Source organism: Novosphingobium sp. NBM11 (assembly GCF_015390225.1).
Taxonomy (GTDB): domain Bacteria; phylum Pseudomonadota; class Alphaproteobacteria; order Sphingomonadales; family Sphingomonadaceae; genus Novosphingobium.
This window is the reverse complement of sequence record NZ_VUOG01000001.1, coordinates 691575-710145: the sequence shown is the minus strand read 5'-3', so window position 1 is coordinate 710145 and position 18571 is coordinate 691575. Positions and strand designations below refer to the sequence as shown.

The 18571-nt window shown below is 63.0% G+C and carries 12 protein-coding genes and 1 pseudogene; all 13 read left to right on the top strand.

Annotation, left to right across the window (positions count from 1 at the left end; all coding sequences use genetic code 11):
* The first annotated feature begins 51 nt into the window (after positions 1-51).
* The 13 genes and pseudogenes from F1640_RS03375 (at position 52) to F1640_RS03315 (ending at position 18450) form a co-directional block, all read left to right on the top strand.
* Positions 52-744 carry a hypothetical protein gene (locus tag F1640_RS03375; protein ID WP_194917748.1) on the top strand — a complete coding sequence of 231 codons (693 nt, stop codon included), beginning with the start codon at positions 52-54 and terminating at the stop codon, positions 742-744.
* Positions 741-2858, top strand: a complete 2118-nt coding sequence (locus F1640_RS03370) for a DDE-type integrase/transposase/recombinase (protein ID WP_194917681.1) — start codon at positions 741-743, stop codon at positions 2856-2858. The genes F1640_RS03375 and F1640_RS03370 overlap by 4 nt, the downstream gene beginning before the upstream one ends.
* Entirely contained in the window at positions 2855-3985 is a 1131-nt protein-coding gene (locus tag F1640_RS03365) for a TniB family NTP-binding protein (RefSeq protein WP_194917679.1), read from the top strand. The genes F1640_RS03370 and F1640_RS03365 overlap by 4 nt, the downstream gene beginning before the upstream one ends.
* Positions 3982-5889, top strand: coding sequence for a TniQ family protein (locus F1640_RS03360; RefSeq protein ID WP_194917677.1), 1908 nt, complete (start codon positions 3982-3984; stop codon positions 5887-5889). Before F1640_RS03365 ends, F1640_RS03360 begins: the two co-directional genes overlap by 4 nt.
* Positions 5886-8333 carry a DEAD/DEAH box helicase family protein gene (locus tag F1640_RS03355; RefSeq protein ID WP_194917675.1) on the top strand — a complete coding sequence of 816 codons (2448 nt, stop codon included), beginning with the start codon at positions 5886-5888 and terminating at the stop codon, positions 8331-8333. The genes F1640_RS03360 and F1640_RS03355 overlap by 4 nt, the downstream gene beginning before the upstream one ends.
* A 143-nt stretch (positions 8334-8476) precedes the next feature.
* Positions 8477-9076 (top strand): annotated as a pseudogene (locus F1640_RS03350) (tyrosine-type recombinase/integrase); the annotation flags it as partial.
* Positions 9073-10077, top strand: coding sequence for a tyrosine-type recombinase/integrase (locus tag F1640_RS03345; protein WP_194917746.1), 1005 nt, complete (start codon positions 9073-9075; stop codon positions 10075-10077). The pseudogene F1640_RS03350 and the gene F1640_RS03345, both read left to right, overlap by 4 nt.
* Before the next feature lie 482 nt (positions 10078-10559).
* Positions 10560-12161 carry a hypothetical protein gene (locus F1640_RS03340; protein WP_070158091.1) on the top strand — a complete coding sequence of 534 codons (1602 nt, stop codon included), beginning with the start codon at positions 10560-10562 and terminating at the stop codon, positions 12159-12161.
* 4 nt (positions 12162-12165) lie between these two features.
* Positions 12166-13134, top strand: a complete 969-nt coding sequence (locus F1640_RS03335) for a M28 family peptidase (RefSeq protein ID WP_070158092.1) — start codon at positions 12166-12168, stop codon at positions 13132-13134.
* Between the two features lie 110 nt (positions 13135-13244).
* Positions 13245-14378, top strand: a complete 1134-nt coding sequence (locus tag F1640_RS03330; RefSeq protein WP_070158093.1) for a tyrosine-type recombinase/integrase — start codon at positions 13245-13247, stop codon at positions 14376-14378.
* Positions 14368-16176, top strand: coding sequence for a hypothetical protein (locus F1640_RS03325; protein WP_070158094.1), 1809 nt, complete (start codon positions 14368-14370; stop codon positions 16174-16176). Before F1640_RS03330 ends, F1640_RS03325 begins: the two co-directional genes overlap by 11 nt.
* The gene (locus F1640_RS03320; protein WP_070158095.1) at positions 16173-18014 is read left to right on the top strand and encodes a hypothetical protein; all 1842 of its coding nucleotides are present in this window, start codon (positions 16173-16175) and stop codon (positions 18012-18014) included. The genes F1640_RS03325 and F1640_RS03320 overlap by 4 nt, the downstream gene beginning before the upstream one ends.
* Positions 17983-18450, top strand: a complete 468-nt coding sequence (locus tag F1640_RS03315; RefSeq protein WP_139139449.1) for a hypothetical protein — start codon at positions 17983-17985, stop codon at positions 18448-18450. Before F1640_RS03320 ends, F1640_RS03315 begins: the two co-directional genes overlap by 32 nt.
* Positions 18451-18571: the final 121 nt, after the last annotated feature.

Below are 18571 nucleotides of genomic sequence, written 5' to 3'. Positions count from 1 at the left end.
GGAAGCAGTTATACTGAACCGGCAATTCGAGTCGTTCCCGCAAGGAGAATAGTGGATGCCGGCGTGACCGACAAATCTGCCCGTTTGCGTTCTGGCGCAACGGTGCGGTTCGCCCGAAATCCGGCAGGACGGCCGGGGCAAAGATCGTGCACGGGCTGGTATCAGTCGATCAAGGCTGGCGATGCGCTACCTTATGAGAGCCTGCTCGAGCGCGATGCGCTGCTGCTTCTCGACTTCGATCCCGATGTTGCGCAGTTCGGGGTGCAACCGGCAACGTTCGTTTGGACGGAAGCAGGCCGACAGCGGCGTTACACCCCCGATATCCGATTGGAGACGGTGAGCGGCGAAGTCATCTACCGGCAGGTAAAACTGGCCACACGATTGGCGGCTGATCCGACCTTGGGCGGACGGTTGCCAGCAATCGAAGCTGAGTGCGTCGCACGTGGGGCCCGGCACGAGATGTGGCTCGACACCGATATCCGGCGACAGCCACGCTTATCGAATGCGCGACGGCTGCGCGCAACGGTGGCGGTGCTGGCGGCAGAAAACCTCCTCGCGATACACACCATAATCACCCGCCTCCCCTTTCCGTCGAACCTGGGCGCAGCCGCCGAGGCACTCGGCGGCCGACCCGTGCATGTCAACATTGTGCTCGGCCTCGTGGCAGTCGGCGAGCTTGTGGTGGATCTCGATCGACCGCTCGATGACGACACGGTCCTCATGCGGGGAAGGAATGCGAAATGAACGCAACGCCGATGTGCTTCCAGCAAGGCGACACGCTCTCGATCCGGGACGATCAAGGTCAGGTGGCGCTCTGGTTGGTGATCGAGCGCAAGCGCCGTGGCTATCTTCTGCGACCGCAGAGCGGCAGCGATGCGCGAACATGGAGCGACGATGAAATCGACATCGTCTATGGCGCCCGGCGGCTGGCGCATCATCCTTGCAATGCGGACGGCCTGCCCAAGGTGATCGCCGAGACGCTGGAGAAAACCTGGGAGTTCTGGCCCGAAGAAATCCGCCGCGAGGCCGAGCGCAGGGACACCTATGTACGCATGGTCGACGCGATTCGCGGCGAGCACCCGACACTCATGGGCGCCTATGCCGCTGCCGCTGAGGCTGTCTTCGCCGCGCATCATGAACAATGGGAACGCGAGGATGCCGCGCTTGCGGCCCGGATGGCCGCGGAGCGGCGAAAAGGGAACGGCGAGCCGCGCCGCACCAAGGAAGCGGCCCGGCCCAATCCCTATACAGTGCGGGCGTGGTATAGCGTATGGAGCCGGCACGGCCGGGATGTCCGGCTCCTGATCCCGCATTATCATCGGCGCGGGGCACGCCAACCCCGCTATGCGCGCGAGGACGGCGATCATCCCGATACCTACAAGCTCATGCGGCAGGCCGTCGAAGTCTGGTATTTGGGCATGCCGCGGCGGCGGAAGAACTATGCCTATCGCCGCTATGTCGATTTGTGCCGCGAACAGAATGTTCCTGCGGTCAGCGACCGGACCTTCCGCGTGTTTATCCGCGACAATTATACCGAGCGGCAGGAATATGAGCGTCGCTTCGGCCGGCGCGCCGCCTGGCTGAAGTTCGGCATCTTCGAGCGGCGGAGCCCGCCCGAACGGCCGCTCGAAGAAGTGGAGGTGGATCATTGCCTGATCGATCTGGTGGTGGTGCATCCGGACAGCGGCCGCGCCTTGGGGCGGCCCTGGCTCACCGCGCTTCTCGATCGCGCCACCCGCATGATTATAGGGGTGCATCTGAGCTTCGAGGCGCCGTCCTATGCCTCACTTCAGAGAGCGCTTGCCCATTCCCTGTGGAAGAAGGATCTCTCCGGGCTCGCCGATATTGAGCATGACTGGCCGTGCCACGGCGTGCCCGAATGGCTGATCTGCGACAACGGCAAGGAGTTCCGGTCGCAATCGCTGCAGTCGGCCGCCAGGATGCTCGACATCGGCATCGTCAATCTGCCGGTGAAAATGCCATGGTTGAAGGGCGCGGTCGAGCGCGTGTTCCAGACCATCGGCGTGCAGGTGTTCAGCCATGAGGAAGGCACGACATTGTCGCGGACCATGGATCTCTATGATCCGGTGGCGCGGGCAAGGCTGTCGCTCGAGGATGTGCGTAGTCGTATCCTCAAGTGGATCGTCGACGACTATCATCACAGCGTCCACGATACGTTGAAATGCACGCCCTATGAGCGCTGGCGAGAACTCAGCGCGCTTTACCCGGTGCGCCCAGTTCCCGACTTCGACCATATTGTACGGCTGACCGGAGAGACCTTCTTCCGGCGCATCTCCAACATCGGCATCCAATATGAGGGGCTGCTCTATGCTGATCGGGAGAAGCTCGAACCGCTGCTGGCGCGCCGCGGCGGGTTGGAAAAAGACTGGGAGTTACGCTATGATCCCTATGATCTGGGTGAGGTCTGGCTGCTCGACGACGAGCGCGGCGAATGGCTGATGATCCCGTGTGTCGACCAGAGCATATCGCGGGGCGTCTCCAAATATCAGCACAAGATCCATCGCTCGATCGCAAAGCGAAGCCTGCCGAAGAATGCGCCGGTGACGGTCGCCGATCTCGAAGCAGCGCGCGGTTTTGCCGAACAGACGGCGGGAGAGCTGCAAAGTGAGGCGAGTAAAGTCCGCAGCAAGACGCGGGCAGCGCGGTACGAGACCGACGGTCGCTACTTCACGCCGATCGAAGGCCAAAAGGGACCGCCTGAAATAGGAACGCAGGCACCGGCGGTAGAAACCGCACCACGTGCGACGAAACAGCCACCGGTGCCGTCGCCTCCCGTGATAGATCTCGACGCGGACATCGAGGCTCTGGTTGCACAATGGTCGGACCCGAGGCGATGACACATCATCGCGCCGCGAAGTTATCGGCACGGCCAGCGGTGCCCGACGCCGTGCTTGCGTTCGAGACCACGGTGATCCCGCATACGCGGCACATGGAAGCGAAGGCGGCGATCCGCGAGTTACATGGCCGATACCGCCCGCGCGAGGACAGCCGACGCTTCAAGGCCCGGGCCCTGCTCATCATCGGCTCTGCTGGGTCCGGCAAGACGACGGCGCTCGAGGACTATATGGCCGACTATCCCGACAGCGCCACAGAGGACGCCGATATCCGCCGCATTGTTTATGTTGAAGCACCGGAACGGACGACGCGACGGGCGCTGGTAGGGGCGATCCTCGGCGCCTACGGCTATCGTGCGCGGGACCATTGGAACACCAGCGAGGTGATCGAGAAGATCGCCTTCTATGCCGAGGAGACGGGCACCGAGATGATCTTCATCGATGAAGGGCATCACATGGTGAACGAGAATAATCCCGACATGACGGCGGAAGTGACCGAGTTCATCAAGTCATTGCTCAACCGTGTGAAAGTCCAGATCGTGATCGCGGGTCTTCCCCGGCTGCTCGACATCTCCGTGCCGGGCGAGAAGACGATGCAACTGCGCCGTCGGTTGCAACCGACGATCATCCTCAAGCCCTATGACTGGGCGACCCGGAGCGGCCGCACGATGTTCTCTGGCGTGCTTGGCGTCATGGAGAAGATGATGGGGTTGCCGGATGCGTCCGGCCTCGCGAAGCATGAGATGGCGAAACGCATCTACGTCGCGACGGGCGGCGAGATCGGGATCGTCTCCAAATATCTGAGCCAGGCGCTGAGCGTGGCACTGGCGATCGGCCGACGGTCGATCGATCTGAACCTGTTGGGAGAAGTTCATGCGGGTTGGCATCCGATTTATGAGCCCGACGTCAGGGATATGCTGGACTTCGATGCGATCCTTGAGGATGAACCGTCAGTTCCGAGCGGCGGCCCGGCCCGCCACGACAACCCCTTCCTGTGTTCGGCCGAACGCCTACGCGAGATCTGGCTGCGCGACACCGTACCTCCGTCGCCCAGGAATATGAGCCGCGTCACAAAGCTGCGCGGAAGCGGCGCGCAACCCCTGCGGCCCTTCGTGCGCGAGGGATTATGACAGCATCGGCAACTCGACTTGCGTTGCGGGTGCGGCCGGCAGCGTTCGAGCCAGGCTGGGCACTGTTCAACCGGCTTGCCCTGCGGCATGGCTGTGAAACCCAGCTGGAATTTGCGCGTCAGGTGCCGCTGGTCGACCGGACCGACTTCGTTCGGGATATGGAGCGTGGGCGACGCTTTCACGATATCGCGCGGCTCAGCGGCGTGCCGCTCGAAACATTGCTTCGTAACTCGATAATGCAGACCGAGGGTGGGAGCGTCCTTGCAGGTGAGCTGGTGAGCCGCAGCGGCAATATCAGCTATAGTTGTCACTTCGCCCGTATCTGCCCGGACTGCATGCGATCGGATATCGAGCAGGGTCACGGGCCGGTCGCCTGTCGACCGTGGCGGCGCTCCTGGTGGGATCTGGCGAAGGTATCGAGTTGTCCTCATCATGGTCGGGCGCTGCTGGCGACATGTCCTGCCTGTCGGCACGCGTTCCGCCGTTCGGACCTGTCACCAGCGCGTTGCACATGTGGGCACGATCTGACGCAGGAATGTACTGAAGCGATCACGTCGGACGGCAAGATCGGCGATGCCTATCTTGTCGGCAGGCTTGGCGATGGCCCCTGCATCTCCCACGCGTTCCTCGACAGCCTGGCGTTCGCGGACGCCGCCGAGATCATGCAATGGGTGGGCTCGGTCGCACGCTGGGGCAGATTAATCGTCAGCTGGCGCCGGCAGGAGCCTGCGGAGCGTGCCCGCACCATGGCGGCGGGCTTTGCGGTCTGCGAGGACTTCCCCAACCAGTTCGAAAAGATGCTGGACGGGATGCTGGCAGCATGTCCGCTCAAGCGCCTGACGCCCGTGGGTGTCTATGGGCGTCTGCAATACTGGCTCGGCCTGTCCACCAATCCGGCTCTCGAGCCAATCCGGGAGACCGTCAAGAATCATGTGGTGAAGAATGTGCCGATAACAGCAGGCACGATGTTGTTCCGCCAACCCGCAACAGAAGGCGATCTCACCACGCTAGGCGGTCTGGCGAAGCTCTGCGGCGTATCCGCTGAACGGGTCGCGACCGTAGCTGCGGCATTGAGGTTGATCGACTCGCTGTCCAGCAACGCCCGGGGTATGGTCGTGCCGAAATCCCTCGAGGAGCCGTTGACGGCCTTCTTCCGCGAGTCCTGTTCTCCCGAGGAGGCACGGCGTTATCTCGGCGTCGGTCTCGGGCTGTTCAAGGCGCTCATAACGCGACGCTATCTTCCCCGCGCCTTCCCGCTTGGTGGAGCGTCGATCCCGGCACAGTATCGTCTGGCCGATCTCGACCGCTTCCTCATTGCATTGCACGGCGATGCGCCCTTCGTCACAGCGCCGCCACCGGGCAGCGAGACGATCCTGCGCGCCGTGCGCATCTGTTATCGGTCCTCGGAGGCGATTATCGGCGGGCTGCTGCGCGGCCAGATCAGGGCAACGGGCCGCTTACGCAGCGAACGAGGCATTGCGCAGATACTGGTCGATACCGACGCGGTGATCGCCGGCCTCGAATATAAGGATGATCCGGTGTTCATGCTCATGGCGCAAGCCGCGCGCCACCTCGGCGTGACCATCCCGACGGTTGCAAAGCTCAAACAAATGGGATGGCTGACAATCGACAGGAAACAGACACGGCTCAGGATCGTGCCCGCCTTACGGCGAGCGGAGGTCGAAGCGTTCGGTGCGCGCTTCGTCAGTGCTGCCGAGTTGGCGCGTATCCCCAGCAAAGCTACCCATGCCGTCAGGGTTCATCAACATCTGCGAAGCGCCGGTCTGGTGCCGGCGATCGTTGGAAGCCGAAAGCTGCAGCCCTTCTATCACCGCGAGAGCGCCGAAAAAGTGATCCGTGGAGTCTATCGTGATCGGTTGCCCGAAACGACTGCAGCGATGTGAACGGATCTGCCGGCACAGATGAAGCGGCGCGGCTGCGGGCCCGGCTCAAGGCCCTGGATGACGAGCGGGCGGCGGTGATCGCAGCGCTGGATGCCGTCGCGACGCAACAATCGACCGAGCACCGAAAAGCTGATGCGATCTCCCTGTTCTCCGATCCTCCGGTAACTGCGACATCGCCGACAGGCAAGAAGGTCGCGTTGTTCCGCAGGCTGTTCGCCGGTCGTGAAGATGTCTTCCCACTGCGCTGGGAGAATCGCAAGACCGGGCGCGGCGGCTATGCGCCCGCCTGCGGCAATGAGTGGAAACGCGGACTCTGTGACAAGCCGCAGGTCAAATGCGGCGAGTGCGCGCACCAGGCGTTCCTGCCCGTGACGGACGAGGTGATCGACAAACATCTGCGTGGGCGGGCGGTATCGCGATCCGACGCGGGCGACTTTGTGGCGGGCGTTTACCCGCTGCTTGCGGACGAGAGCTGCCGGTTCCTCGCGGCCGACTTCGACAAGGCGAGCTGGGCCGAGGACGCGCTCGCCATGATGGAAACCTGCCGCCTGCGAGGGGTGTCCGCCGCGCTCGAGCGATCCCGATCCGGCAATGGCGGCCATGTCTGGATATTCTTCGCCGACGCCGTGCCGGCACGAACCGCCCGCGCGCTGGGCGCATCGCTATTGACCGACACGATGGAGCGGCGTCCGGAGATCGGGTTCGGCTCCTATGATCGCTTCTTCCCGAGCCAGGACACCATGCCGCTCGGCGGGTTCGGCAATCTGATCGCGCTGCCGCTGCAGGGGCATGCCCGCCGGCGTGGAAACAGCCTGTTCGTGGATGAGCAGTTGCGCCCCTATCCCGATCAATGGGCGTTCCTGTCTTCGCTGTCGCAGCTGGATGCGCACGACGCCGCGCGCATGGTGGCCGACGCGGAAATGCGCGGGCGGGTGCTGGGTGTGCGGATGCCGGTGGAGGACGAGCATGCCGCCGAGCCCTGGCGGATGACACCGTCCCGGCGGCCGCCCTTGTTGCCTGTGGCCGAACCGCTGCCCGAGACACTTGGGATCGTGCTGGGCGATCAGGTCTACATCGACCGGACTGGGTTGCCGGCGGCGCTAACCGCGCAGATCGTCAGGCTCGCGGCGTTCCAGAATCCCGAGTTCTATCGGGCGCAGGCGATGCGCCTGCCGACGTTCGGCAAACCGAGGATCATCTCCTGCGCGGAGCTTCACCAGAAACATATCGGGCTGCCGCGAGGATGCCTCGACGAACTGGTTGCGCTTATAGCTGCTCATGGAAGCACTGTCAGGATCGACGACCAGCGAATGGCAGGGACTCCGCTCCCGGACGGCCTGTCCTTCCAGGGTGATCTCGAAGAACCCCAGCAAAGGGCGGTCGAGGCGCTCGATCCACATGATGACGGGGTGCTGGCCGCGACGACGGCGTTCGGCAAGACGGTGGTGGCCGCACACCTTATCGCAAAGCGGCGGGTCAATGCACTCGTGCTCGTCCATCGTAAGGAGCTGGTCAGCCAATGGGTCGAACGGCTGCGAACGTTCCTCGATATCGATCCGAAGCTGATCGGGACGATCGGCGGTGGCAAGCGAAAGCCTACGGGCGTGATCGACGTGGCGCTGATACAGAGCCTCGTAAGGCACGGCGAGGTCTCGGATCTGGTTGGCGACTATGGTCACCTCATCGTCGACGAATGCCATCACCTGTCCGCGGCGAGCTTCGAACTTGTAGCCCGGCGCGCCAAGGCCAGGTTCGTGCTCGGCCTGTCCGCCACGGTTGCGCGCAAGGATGGGCATCAGCCGATCATCTTCATGCAATGCGGCCCGATCCGCTATCGGGTAGATGCGCGAACCCAGGCCGCTCGCCGGGGGATCGCCCATCGCACACGGCAACGACGCACAGCATTCCGGCTGCCGCAGCCGCTCGCGATCATGGACAGACCGCCGATGCCGGCGGTTTATGCCGCGCTGGCGCAGGACGAGGCCCGAAACGATCTTATCTTCGATGACGTGCTCCGTGCCCTGGAGGCGAAGCGCTCGCCAGTAATCCTGACAGAGCGCAAGGACCATCTCGAATATCTGCAGGGCCGGTTATCCCGGTTCGTGCGTAATCTCGTGGTGCTGCGGGGTGGGATGAGCGCAGCGGAACGCAAGGTGGCAGACTCGGCACTGCGTGTGCCTGACAGCGAGGAGCGGCTCATCCTCGCAACGGGCCGCTATATCGGCGAAGGGTTCGATGACGACCGTCTCGACACGCTGTTCCTGACCATGCCGATCTCCTGGAAAGGGACGCTCGCGCAGTATGTCGGGCGCCTGCATCGGCGGCACGCCGGGAAAACTGACGTGCTCGTCTATGACTATGTCGACGATGCGGTCCCGATGCTCTCACGCATGGCCGCCAAGCGTCAGGCCGGATATCGCGCGCTCGGCTACACCATCGAGTAATCCGGGGCAGAATCACTTATCGATTCTCGGGGGCCACCGGCGAATCGAGAACCGATTCTGCGAATGAGATTTATGGTTCTCGAAGGCCGCCAGATACTGCCTGCAACCGCCAATGTCATATGCGCTTATCGATTCTCCACAGACCGTCGCCGGATGCTCCGCTGCGACCAATGGTCCTCTACACGATGGTGGTTCTGGCCTACTGTGCCGGACTGCGCCGCAGTGAACTCGCCGGGCTTGATCTGGGTGACGTGGACCTTCAATCGGACACGATCACGATCCGGGAAACGAAGTTCTACAAGACCAGGATCTTGCCGCTAACCGGCAGCGTCATGGCCGAATTACGGGCCTATATCGATGCAAGGCGGCGCGCCGGCGCCCCGCAGGATCCGCGGTCCGGGCTCTTCTGGCACGAGCACTTCAATGATCGCTATACCCCCGTGACGGTCTCAACGATGATTACCAACGTCATGCGCCGCGCCGGGTTCAAGCCCACGACGGGGCGGGCGGGACCACGCGTTCATGACCTGCGCCACTCGATGGTCGTGAACCGAATCCTTCAATGGTATCGATCCGGCGTTAATCCGCAGGACAAGCTGCGCTTCCTCTCCACCTATATGGGTCACCGGGACATCAACTCCACGCTGGTCTACATCACTGTCACGCAGGACCTGCTGCAGGAAGCAAGCGAGCGGTTCCGTACCGTTGGCGCCCGATGCCTTACCATGGAGGCGCGGTCATGACGAAGGGCAATCCGTTCCCCGCGTTGTTGCGGGCGTTCTTCCAAGAATGGTTGGCCGAGCAACGCAGTGCTTCTGTCCATACGATCCGGTCCTACCGCGACACATGGCGGCTGTTGCTTCGGTTTATCGCCGAGCGAAATGGTGGCGGGGTTGCGCGGATCACACTGGCCGATGTCTCGGCCGGAGAGGTTCGCGCGTTCCTCCACCATACCGAGCATGGGCGCAGGGGCACGATCGGTACACGCAACTGCCGGCTTGCCGCGATCCGCAGCTTCTTCAGCTTCGTGGCTGACAAGGATCCCGAATACATCGCGCAATGCGCCGAGGTCCTGACTGTCCCGCTCAAGCGGGAGCCCACCGCTGCACCCTGCTATCTTGAGCCGGAGGAGGTCGAAGCGATCCTCGCTCAGCCCGACCGGTCGACAATCGAGGGGATGCGCGACCATGTGCTACTCTCGTTCCTGTACAACAGCGGCGCGCGCATCCAGGAAGCTCTCGACCTGTGTTCCAACGCGGTCCGGTTCGAAGCGCCGCACTACGCTCGCCTCTATGGCAAGGGCCGCAAGGAACGGGTCTGTCCACTCTGGCCGGAAACCGTGACGTTGCTCAGGAAGTTGTTGGAACGTCACCCACGCGCGTCAGATCAGCGGATCTTCGTCAATAGATACGGTGAGCCGCTGGGCGCCTCGGGAGTGCGGTTCAAGCTTGCCGCCTACGTAGAGGAAGCGGCCAAGTCCGTACCAACGCTTCGGTCAAAACATGTGACGCCGCACAGCTTCCGGCACGCGACAGCCGTTCACCTTGTCGCTGCCGGGGTCGACATCACCGTCATACGCAGTTGGCTGGGACACGTCAGCCTCGACACGACCAACCACTACGCACAGGCCAATCTGGAGACCAAACGAAAGGCCTTGGAGCTGGTGGGTGCGCCTTCGGCGAGCAACGTTCCACCTTCGTGGAAGCGAGATGCCAGTCTGATGGAGTGGCTCGACACCCTGTGAAATAATGCGAAGGACGTGGTGGTCAGTCTCCCGGCATTGCGCGCCTACGCCGCGTTCCTTCACATTATCGCGACCTCGCGATAAAGCATAATCCACCGAAATCTCGACGAGGTGCTGAAAGCCTCCGGAATCGTCGATCGCATGTCGGGCGACGTCCTCAACGCCCAGGCGCGCAGCTCGGCTCTCAGCCGCTTCGAAAGCTCGAAACAACGGTTAGGTCCTCTCCGAGAGACTGTCTCCTTTGGTCGCGATGAGGGGCGGGCCGACCGCCGCGCTAACCCAAAGAGCTGGCGGTGGTCGGCCCGTCCCTCGCGTCGCGCAGCGACGCATGGAAGCCATCGCTTAGCCGCCTGAGGCGAACCGAGGGAGCGCCGCCGGCGTCTTAGTCAAGGTCGTACTGCCGCTCCCGCGCTGAACCACCCGCAATCTCAATCAATCAATCCAGCCCGCGCGACCGCGCGCGGCTGCGTGGAGTCACGCCCATGGCACAGTTCCAAATCCTGTATCCGCACTCGGCTACCGAGTGGCGGCCGATAACGATCGAGTTCTGCTTGGCGCCGACCGGTGACCAGCAATATCTCTGGCCATCGTTCGAAGATGCCGAGGCTGCTCGGCAACGACTGCTCCAACGCTCGCCCGAATCCCAACTTCGCATAGCGGTCGCCGGATCGTGTGCGGACGATATCGACTGGCAGGTCCGCGAGAAGCTGCGTTTTGCCGACGGCACTTACGCGCAGACCCCCTGGCACGACGAGCCCTGGTATCAGGCACGGCATGACGAGCATTTTTGCCACGTCTCCACCGAGCAGGCGGGGAAGATCGCGTTCACCGAAAACGCAGCGAAGGGGCAGATCGACCGCCAGCTGGTGATGTCGCCCGGTCGCTACCTCAATCGCTTCTTCTCCGACCATCTCGACAACAATGCGATCGAGGGTTGGTGCGCCAGGCTGTCGGTGCAGTTGGAGGAAGATACCCTCAAGATCACCCAGGACGCCGACGAAATCGAAGACGTCTATGTCGGCGGTCCCAGCAGCTGCATGGCCCATGAGGCGAGCGACTTCGAAAGTTCATGCCATCCTGTCCGGGTCTATGCCGGTCCGGACACGGCGCTCGCCTATATCGGTTCCCGCGAAGATGCGAAGGCCCGCAGCATCGTCTGGCCGAGCCGCAAGATCTACACGAGCATTTATGGCGACGTCTCGCGTCTGAGGCTGCTCCTCGAGAACGCCGGCTACACCGAGGGCGGTCTGAACGGCGCCCGCGTTCGGCGGATCGAGGATGATGACAACTTCGTCGTCCCGTATATCGATGCAGGCGACGACCTCGCCGACGATGGCAAATACCTCGTTGTCGGCCGCGGGAGCATCTCGTCCGAGAACACCAATGGGCTGGGTCATAGCCCTTGGTACTGTCCGCGCTGCGACGACGACACCAGGTCGCATGACGAGGTCTATTACGCCGACGGCTCATCTGAAGAGTGGTGCTACAGTTGCTATAACAACCATACGACCTTCTGCGACCACAACGAGCGTTCCTATAGCGACGTCGAGACCTTCGTCACCGTCTATGCCGACAATGCCTCGCATACTGTCCTTGAAGAGGATGCGGGGGATTTTGGCGCCGTCTATCTCGAAGATCGCTGCGAATGGTGGGTCAGCGGCTGCTGTCGCCAATGCGATGGTTCCGCCGAATGGTTCCACATAGAGGATCTCACCGAATATCACGGTGAATGGCTGTCGGAGGATCAGCTTCCCGAGCCGTTCGACGATGACGATGCCGCTCTCGCCAATGCCCATATCCTTGCTTACCGGCAGTTCCACGAAGAAATGGCGGCGATCCATGCGGAGGTTGCCAAATGGCAAGCCGCTGGAGAGCGAGCCCGAGAGGCGCGGCTGAAGCGCGAGCGGGACGAGGCAGAGCGGCGCCGCCTCGAAGAACTTCGGCACGATGTCCGTGAGCCGGGCGATGCTGCTTGTTCGCAAGGTGGTCTCGATCAGTCGCCTTGCACCCCCGAAAACTTCCTTCCCGCCATCGCGATGACGGCGCCGCACTTGGCGGCAGCCGCTTCCCTCGCAGGAGCCTGATCCCATGATCTACCATGATGTCGCGGGCCGCACCGGCCTGCTCGAAATCCTGTCGTGGGCCCGGCCTCATGACAGCGCGATCGAACGCGCCTTCTGCCGGGAGTATCTCGACCGGGTTCCCGGCATGACGGCCGACGCCTTCGGCAATCGGATGATCGCTATCGGCGACCAGCCTCACGTGATGTGGAGCTGCCACGTCGACACGGTGGCGGCGCGCGGCGGACAGCAGGACGTGGGCATCGACCAGCTCGGAATCGCGGGCTTGTGCAACGGCAAGGCCGGGATGTCGCTTGGCGCCGATGATGGTGCTGGTGTCTGGATCATGCTCAACATGATCGCGGCAGGCCGGCCCGGCCTTTACCTGTTCCATCGCGGCGAGGAGCAAGGCTGCCTCGGTTCCCGCTGGATCCAGCGCCATACGCCGGACCTGTTGAAGGATATCGATGCGGCCATCGCCTTCGACCGTGCCGGCTCGGGCGACGTCATCACGCATCAAAGCTACGGGCGGACATGCTCGGACGCTTTTGCGATTAGCCTGGCGTCCGCGCTCAACGGCCTGAACCCGGGCTTCCGCTACAGACCCGACGACACGGGCGTCTATACCGACACCAACGAATATGCGGGCCTTATACCCGAATGTACCAACCTGTCGGTGGGCTATCAGGGGCAGCACGGCCCCAGGGAAACGCTCGACGTCGATCATTGCGAGAAGTTGCTTGCCGCGATGCTACGCCTCGATGCTTCCTTGCTGGTGATCGAGCGCGATCCCTCGAAGCAGGAAGACGATCGGTGGGGCTGGCACGACCACTATTACGGCCATCGTGATGACTTTGCGGATGCGATTGCGGAATATCCGTTGCTGGCCGCGCAGATGCTGGAAGAATGCGGCCTCACGCTGGACGATTTTAGGATGGCCATCTGGGCCGAGGAAATGGGTGGCGACGCTGACTATCGCCCGCTCATGGCATCATGAGGCGCGCTAACTACCCTGAATAGTGATCTACGCATCGCACGCGCGACCTTATAGTGTCTTCATTCTGCTATAGTGGTTCTCGATCCTCATGAGCGGAGGAGACGCGCGCCATGGTCTCAATTATCCGCGCTGTCGCCGGCGTGCCGGGAATACCTCTCGGGTTCCCGATCCTGTTCGATGCCAGGATGGCGATCATCGAACCGGCCTTTGCGTGGCTGCTGGAGCACGCCTCGCTTCGCGGCTGCGCGCCAGATACGGTGCGAACTTACGCCGAACACATCTACGACTGGTTCGACACGCTCGAGCAGTCCGATCTTGACTGGCAATCGGTCGATGAAGGCGTCATCGGCGCATATCGCGACCGCATGATCGCAAACCCGAGTTCGCACACGGACAGGGCCTATGAGCGGGCGACGATCAATGCGCGCGTAATGAGCGTCTGCCGCTTCTATGAATGGGCGCTGGAGGAGGGGCTGATCGGCGAGCTTCCCTTCCGGCGGCGCGAGCGCGTCATCGTGACCTTCAAGGAAGAAGGGCATGGTCCTCGTCTTGCGGCGACCAATATGCTGACGCTGTCGCAGCCCGAGAAGCTGCCGCGACCGCTGCGTGCCGCCGAACTCGATCGGCTCTTCGCGCACCTTGGTCCTACGCCGCACCTTGCGGCCGAGTGGGCTCTTACAGCGGGGCTTCGTCGCAAGGAAATCTGCGGGATGACCCTCGACATGGTGCCCGACAGCCATCAGCTATCCGCCGAAGATCAGCCGCTCGTCGGCATCCCGCTGCGCATCACCAAGGGGGACCGCCCCCGCACGGTCTATCCGCCGATCCGCTTGATCGACCGCACCGACTGGTATGCGGGCGAGGACCGCGCGCGCGTTGTCCGCCGCGCCCGTGCCCGCGACCGGCGCTATCAGCCACCTGCCAATCTTCTCCTCACGACCCACGGGACGGCTCTATCGCCGAAACGGCTCACGGCGCTGTTCGCCAAAGGCTTCGCCGACGCCAAGCTCAAGGGCAGCTTCCACTGGCTGAGGCACACGTTCGCGATGGTGATGCTGGCGCGCCTTCAGCAGCAGGCGCGCGACAACCCCGATCTCAATCCGTTGAAGGTCCTGCAAGTGCTGATGGGTCATCGCTCGATCGCGACGACCGCCATTTATCTGCGGTGTGTCGAGGTCCACGAACGCGATCTCTCCGAGAGCCTTGCATGGCTTTACGGCGAACTCATTCCCGATGCCGAATAGCCGGAAACTCGATCGGCGTATCCGGCGCCCGACAGCGACATCCGATCCCGTCGCCTCGACAGAGATCGTCATCTTCCGCGATGCTCGCGATGGCAGCGTGCAGCGCTTCGACCCCGCCACGCTGTCTCTACCACCAGATATGGTGGGTCCGCTGATGGCCGCCTTCCGCCTGAACGATGCAGGGACAACGGTTCGCACGCGCCCGACCCGATGGCGTGCGCTGCGCCGCTTCGCCGGGTTCCTCGCGAGCGAGGGCGTGACCAGCGCCGCTCAGGTGAATGCCGGCACGATGAAGCGTTATCTGGCCTTCCTCGCCCGACCCGACGAGGCAGGAAAACGGCTCAAGCGGCCGACGATAGCCACGCAGTTGGCATTGATCCGTCCGCTACTCGAGCGTGCCGAGCAGGCTGATCCGCACCTCTTCGGTTCGCCTCTCGCGATCCCTTACAATCCGGTTCCCGGCAGTCGCCACCATGACTCCAAGGCGCGACTGTCGAAGGAGGATCTGCAGGCCATCCTCATGGCCTGTTACGAAGAGATCGATGCCGCATGGGCGACGTTCCAGCGGGGACAGGTGATTATCGCTGCGGCAGAGGCGCCTGCGCGTGCCGAACGCGGGGAGAGCCTGGACAGCGCGATCTGGCGGCTTCATCGCCTGACAGGAGGTCTTGCGCCGACCTGGAACCAGTTGAAGGAAGCTCGCGTGCCGCACAGCCGGCTTCTGCGCTGGGGCTGGCGCAGCGGCATCGCGGAGCATTATCACCTGACCACGCGAACGGTCGTTCCGTTCTATATCGCCCTGGCTATCCAGCTCGCCGCCAACCCGGACCCGCTTCGCGAGATCCGCCGCGACTGTCTTGTCGCTCACCCGATCGACGACAACCGGGTGCTGGTCGAGTGGCTAAAGCACAAGACCGCGCCCAATCCGAAGATGCAGCGCCGCTCGTTCGATGTTCGACGGCCGCGCTCCGCGCCGCGCCTCATTGAAATGCTGTTGGCGATGACGGCGCCCCTCGTGCTCCACGTTCCTGACCAGCATCGCGAACGTCTCTTCCTCGTATATTATCTGACGGGCGCACCACAAAGGCAGCATGGCAGTCCTGCCGGGCTGATCTCGTTCAGCACACTCCTCGGCCGTCTCGATCGGTTCATAAAGGGAGCTAACCGGAGGATCGCCAAATGGAATCTCGATCATCCCGATCGCCCTCGGCGATCCTTGCCTCGCTTCTCACCGGGCCAGTTGAGAGGGAGTGTCGCGACACAGCATTACCTGGCCTCGGGTGGCGATCTCCTGGCGACGGCCGCCATCCTCAATCATCGCGACCCGGTGACGACCGACGCCTATGTGGAAGGACCGGCAGCGCGTCGGCTTGAGCGCGAGACCATTGTCCGCCTCCAGCGGATGATGGTCGCCTGGGTCATGACGCCGGAACCGGAAGAAGGTGATACGTCGCTGCCCGGTCCAGGCGCCGTGACGGCCTTGTTCGGGCACCGCTGCATGATGCCGGTCGAGAGCGATGGCGCGGGCGGCAAGCGTGTCTGTCGGCACCTGGGTGGTTGTCTTACATGTCCTGGCCTGATCGTTCCGCTCGATATCGACCATTGCGCGCGCGTTGTTCAGGCTCACCGCCATTTACTGGCATCCCGGGATCGGATCGATGCCGAGAGGTGGAATATCTTCTACGCCCCGAGCCTGCGCGTTCTTGAGCAGGATCTGCTGCCTGCGTTCCCGGCAAAACTGCACAAGGATGCCGAACAGCTCGCCGACAGCCTTCCCGCATTACCGGATATCGAATGAACATCGTTCCACAGATCGCGGCAACGCCCGGCCTTCCGGTCCGCGTATCCCCGGAATCGGACTTTGCCGACGATCAGTGGCAACTCGCCCGTGATGTGCCGGGCCATCGGGATCATGCCTTCAGGATCGACTGGTCGTTCAGGATGCCGGACGGTAGCCGGTTCAACGAGGATAAATGGCGTCGACTACGACAGCCGGCCAAGCAGCTCATCTGGTCGCTGCATGCCGATCCACCTGACGGCCGCAAAGCGGTCGCGCTCCATACTCTTGCCCGCTATGCAGATTATCTGCGTGTCGTCCTTCAGTGGATGGTGGCAAACCGGGTTGAAAGCTGGGCCGGGCTTGACCGCCGGGCAATCGAGCGCTTGTTCTACGACTTCGGCGAACGCGGGCTCTCCTATAGCACCGTACGCAACTACCACAGGATCATCAGAGCCTTCTATGAGCAGCGCTTCAAGCTGGCGGAAGCTCCGCCGCAACCGTTGCCAATGCTCACACGCCTCGGCACCTGGCACGACGGGACGAAGAAGCCGCATACGCCGGATGCGGTCGCGGTCCCGCTGATATCTGCTGCGCTCCATCTGATCGGCGAGCCCGCTGACCAGATCATCGAAATGCGCGAAGCGGCGCAGGCAATCTATGATGAAGCCAAGCAGCAGGGGGGCACGTATGACGCACAAACATACCGAGCCTCGGCTTATCTCCGATCGCAGCCGCCCATAGAGATGTGTCCAGGCCGGCCCGAGACACTGACCCACAGGCCCATCGACGGGCTGAACGATCGTATCCTTAGGCTCTATGACGCCTGCTTCATCGTCATCGCATATCTGGTGGGTGCCCGAGCATCGGAGATCCTCGCCCTCGAAACAGGCTGCATCGAGTGGCATGAGGGGGACGACGGTGAGGCCTATGCCTATCTGACAGGGGCCATCCGCAAAGGCGCGCCGGGTCCCGAGGGGCTTGCGCACCGATGGGTGGTTCCCGATCCTGTCGTCCGAGCCATCGCTGTCCTTGATCAGCTATCCGCGCTCTGGCGGGCAATCCATGGTGGGCGGCAACTGTGGCTGGTGCAGGAGAAACCCGGCACCGCATTGCGAGCATCGGCCTTGCCTATCCACACGGTCAGCATCGCTGCCGTGAATATGCGGTTGAACAAGAGCTTCATCCCGATGCTAGATCTGCCGGAACATGAAGGCGAGCGCTGGCGTGTGACCTCGCATCAAGGGCGCAAGACGTTCGCGCGGTTCGTCGGCCGCCGCGATCGTACGGCGCTGGCGGCGCTCAGCAAACACCTTGGTCACATCACCCGCGCCATGACGGACCGCAGCTACGTCGGCACCGACTTCGATCTGGCGGAGCTGATCGATGACCAGGTCATGGCCGATACGCGCACGGCGCTTGAGGATCTTCTGGTCGCCCCCCGGCTCGCGGGAAAGGCCGGCAAGATGCTCGCGGAGCGCTCCCCGTTCCGCGGTCGCACTCAGGGTGGCGACCTTGACGCCTACATTACGCAACTTCTGGCCGAAACCGATATGCGCCTTGGCGTCTGCGACTGGGGTTACTGCCTCTATCGGCGAGAAACCTCGGCGTGCCTTGGGTCCGAGCGCGAACCCAATCCCGTGCTTCGCACCCAGAGCGTCTGTGTCACCTGCGCCAACTTCGTCATCACCGAAAAGCATCGGCCGATATGGGCGGGACGGTTGAGCAGGAACCTTGCCCTTCTCGAAAGGAGCGACCTCGACCTGGAGAGCCGAACGCTGGCGATGTCGCGCGCCGACGAGTGCAAACGCCTCCTTGCGATGCTCGATGAAACGGACCTTGCCGATGGGGGAGGTTGAAGCCCCGACACCGCAGCAGCGTCGCCACGCTCGGACAAAGGCCAAGCTGCGCGCTGCCCTCGAGGCGCTATCCTCCAGCACATCTTCGGCGCCCATCACCGCCGCTGCGGTCGCACGCGAAGCCGGCGTCGGGCGCAATGTTCTCTACGTCGGCCATACCGACATACTCGAAGACATCCGCGCGATATCTGCCGCGCGCACCGCCGTTCGCGAAAAGCGGGAGGATGCCGCTCGCACGGATGCCATGAAGATCCGCGATCTTGAAAGCCAGCTCGCATCCTTGGCGACCGAAAATGCAGGTCTGCTTCGACGCGCCCGCGAGGCGGAGAGCCGGTTGGAGCGCGCGGAAAAACAGAACGCCGGGTTGCTTCGGCAGCTCGTGGACGCACGGCGTCCGGTTCGCTTGCGGCCTGAAGACCCCGACAACCCGGCCTGATCCCACTTGGCCCATCACGGCCCCCGCTTCCCGGTGGCCAGAGGGAGAGTGCTGCCGGTCATCAACGAGGCTGCTGCGGCCAGAGAGAGAAGCCCCTCCGAGCAGAGCGCGGCCTAATAAT

What these genes read in the sequence shown, in the direction of transcription:
- F1640_RS03330 (WP_070158093.1), top strand. Translation starts at nt 13,245, where the DNA reads ATGGTCTCAATTATCCGCGCTGTCGCCGGCGTGCCGGGAATACCTCTC.
- F1640_RS03360 (WP_194917677.1), top strand. Translation starts at nt 3,982, where the DNA reads ATGACAGCATCGGCAACTCGACTTGCGTTGCGGGTGCGGCCGGCAGCG.
- F1640_RS03340 (WP_070158091.1), top strand. Translation starts at nt 10,560, where the DNA reads ATGGCACAGTTCCAAATCCTGTATCCGCACTCGGCTACCGAGTGGCGG.
- F1640_RS03325 (WP_070158094.1), top strand. Translation starts at nt 14,368, where the DNA reads ATGCCGAATAGCCGGAAACTCGATCGGCGTATCCGGCGCCCGACAGCG.
- F1640_RS03365 (WP_194917679.1), top strand. Translation starts at nt 2,855, where the DNA reads ATGACACATCATCGCGCCGCGAAGTTATCGGCACGGCCAGCGGTGCCC.
- F1640_RS03345 (WP_194917746.1), top strand. Translation starts at nt 9,073, where the DNA reads ATGACGAAGGGCAATCCGTTCCCCGCGTTGTTGCGGGCGTTCTTCCAA.
- F1640_RS03320 (WP_070158095.1), top strand. Translation starts at nt 16,173, where the DNA reads ATGAACATCGTTCCACAGATCGCGGCAACGCCCGGCCTTCCGGTCCGC.
- F1640_RS03315 (WP_139139449.1), top strand. Translation starts at nt 17,983, where the DNA reads ATGAAACGGACCTTGCCGATGGGGGAGGTTGAAGCCCCGACACCGCAG.
- F1640_RS03335 (WP_070158092.1), top strand. Translation starts at nt 12,166, where the DNA reads ATGATCTACCATGATGTCGCGGGCCGCACCGGCCTGCTCGAAATCCTG.
- F1640_RS03370 (WP_194917681.1), top strand. Translation starts at nt 741, where the DNA reads ATGAACGCAACGCCGATGTGCTTCCAGCAAGGCGACACGCTCTCGATC.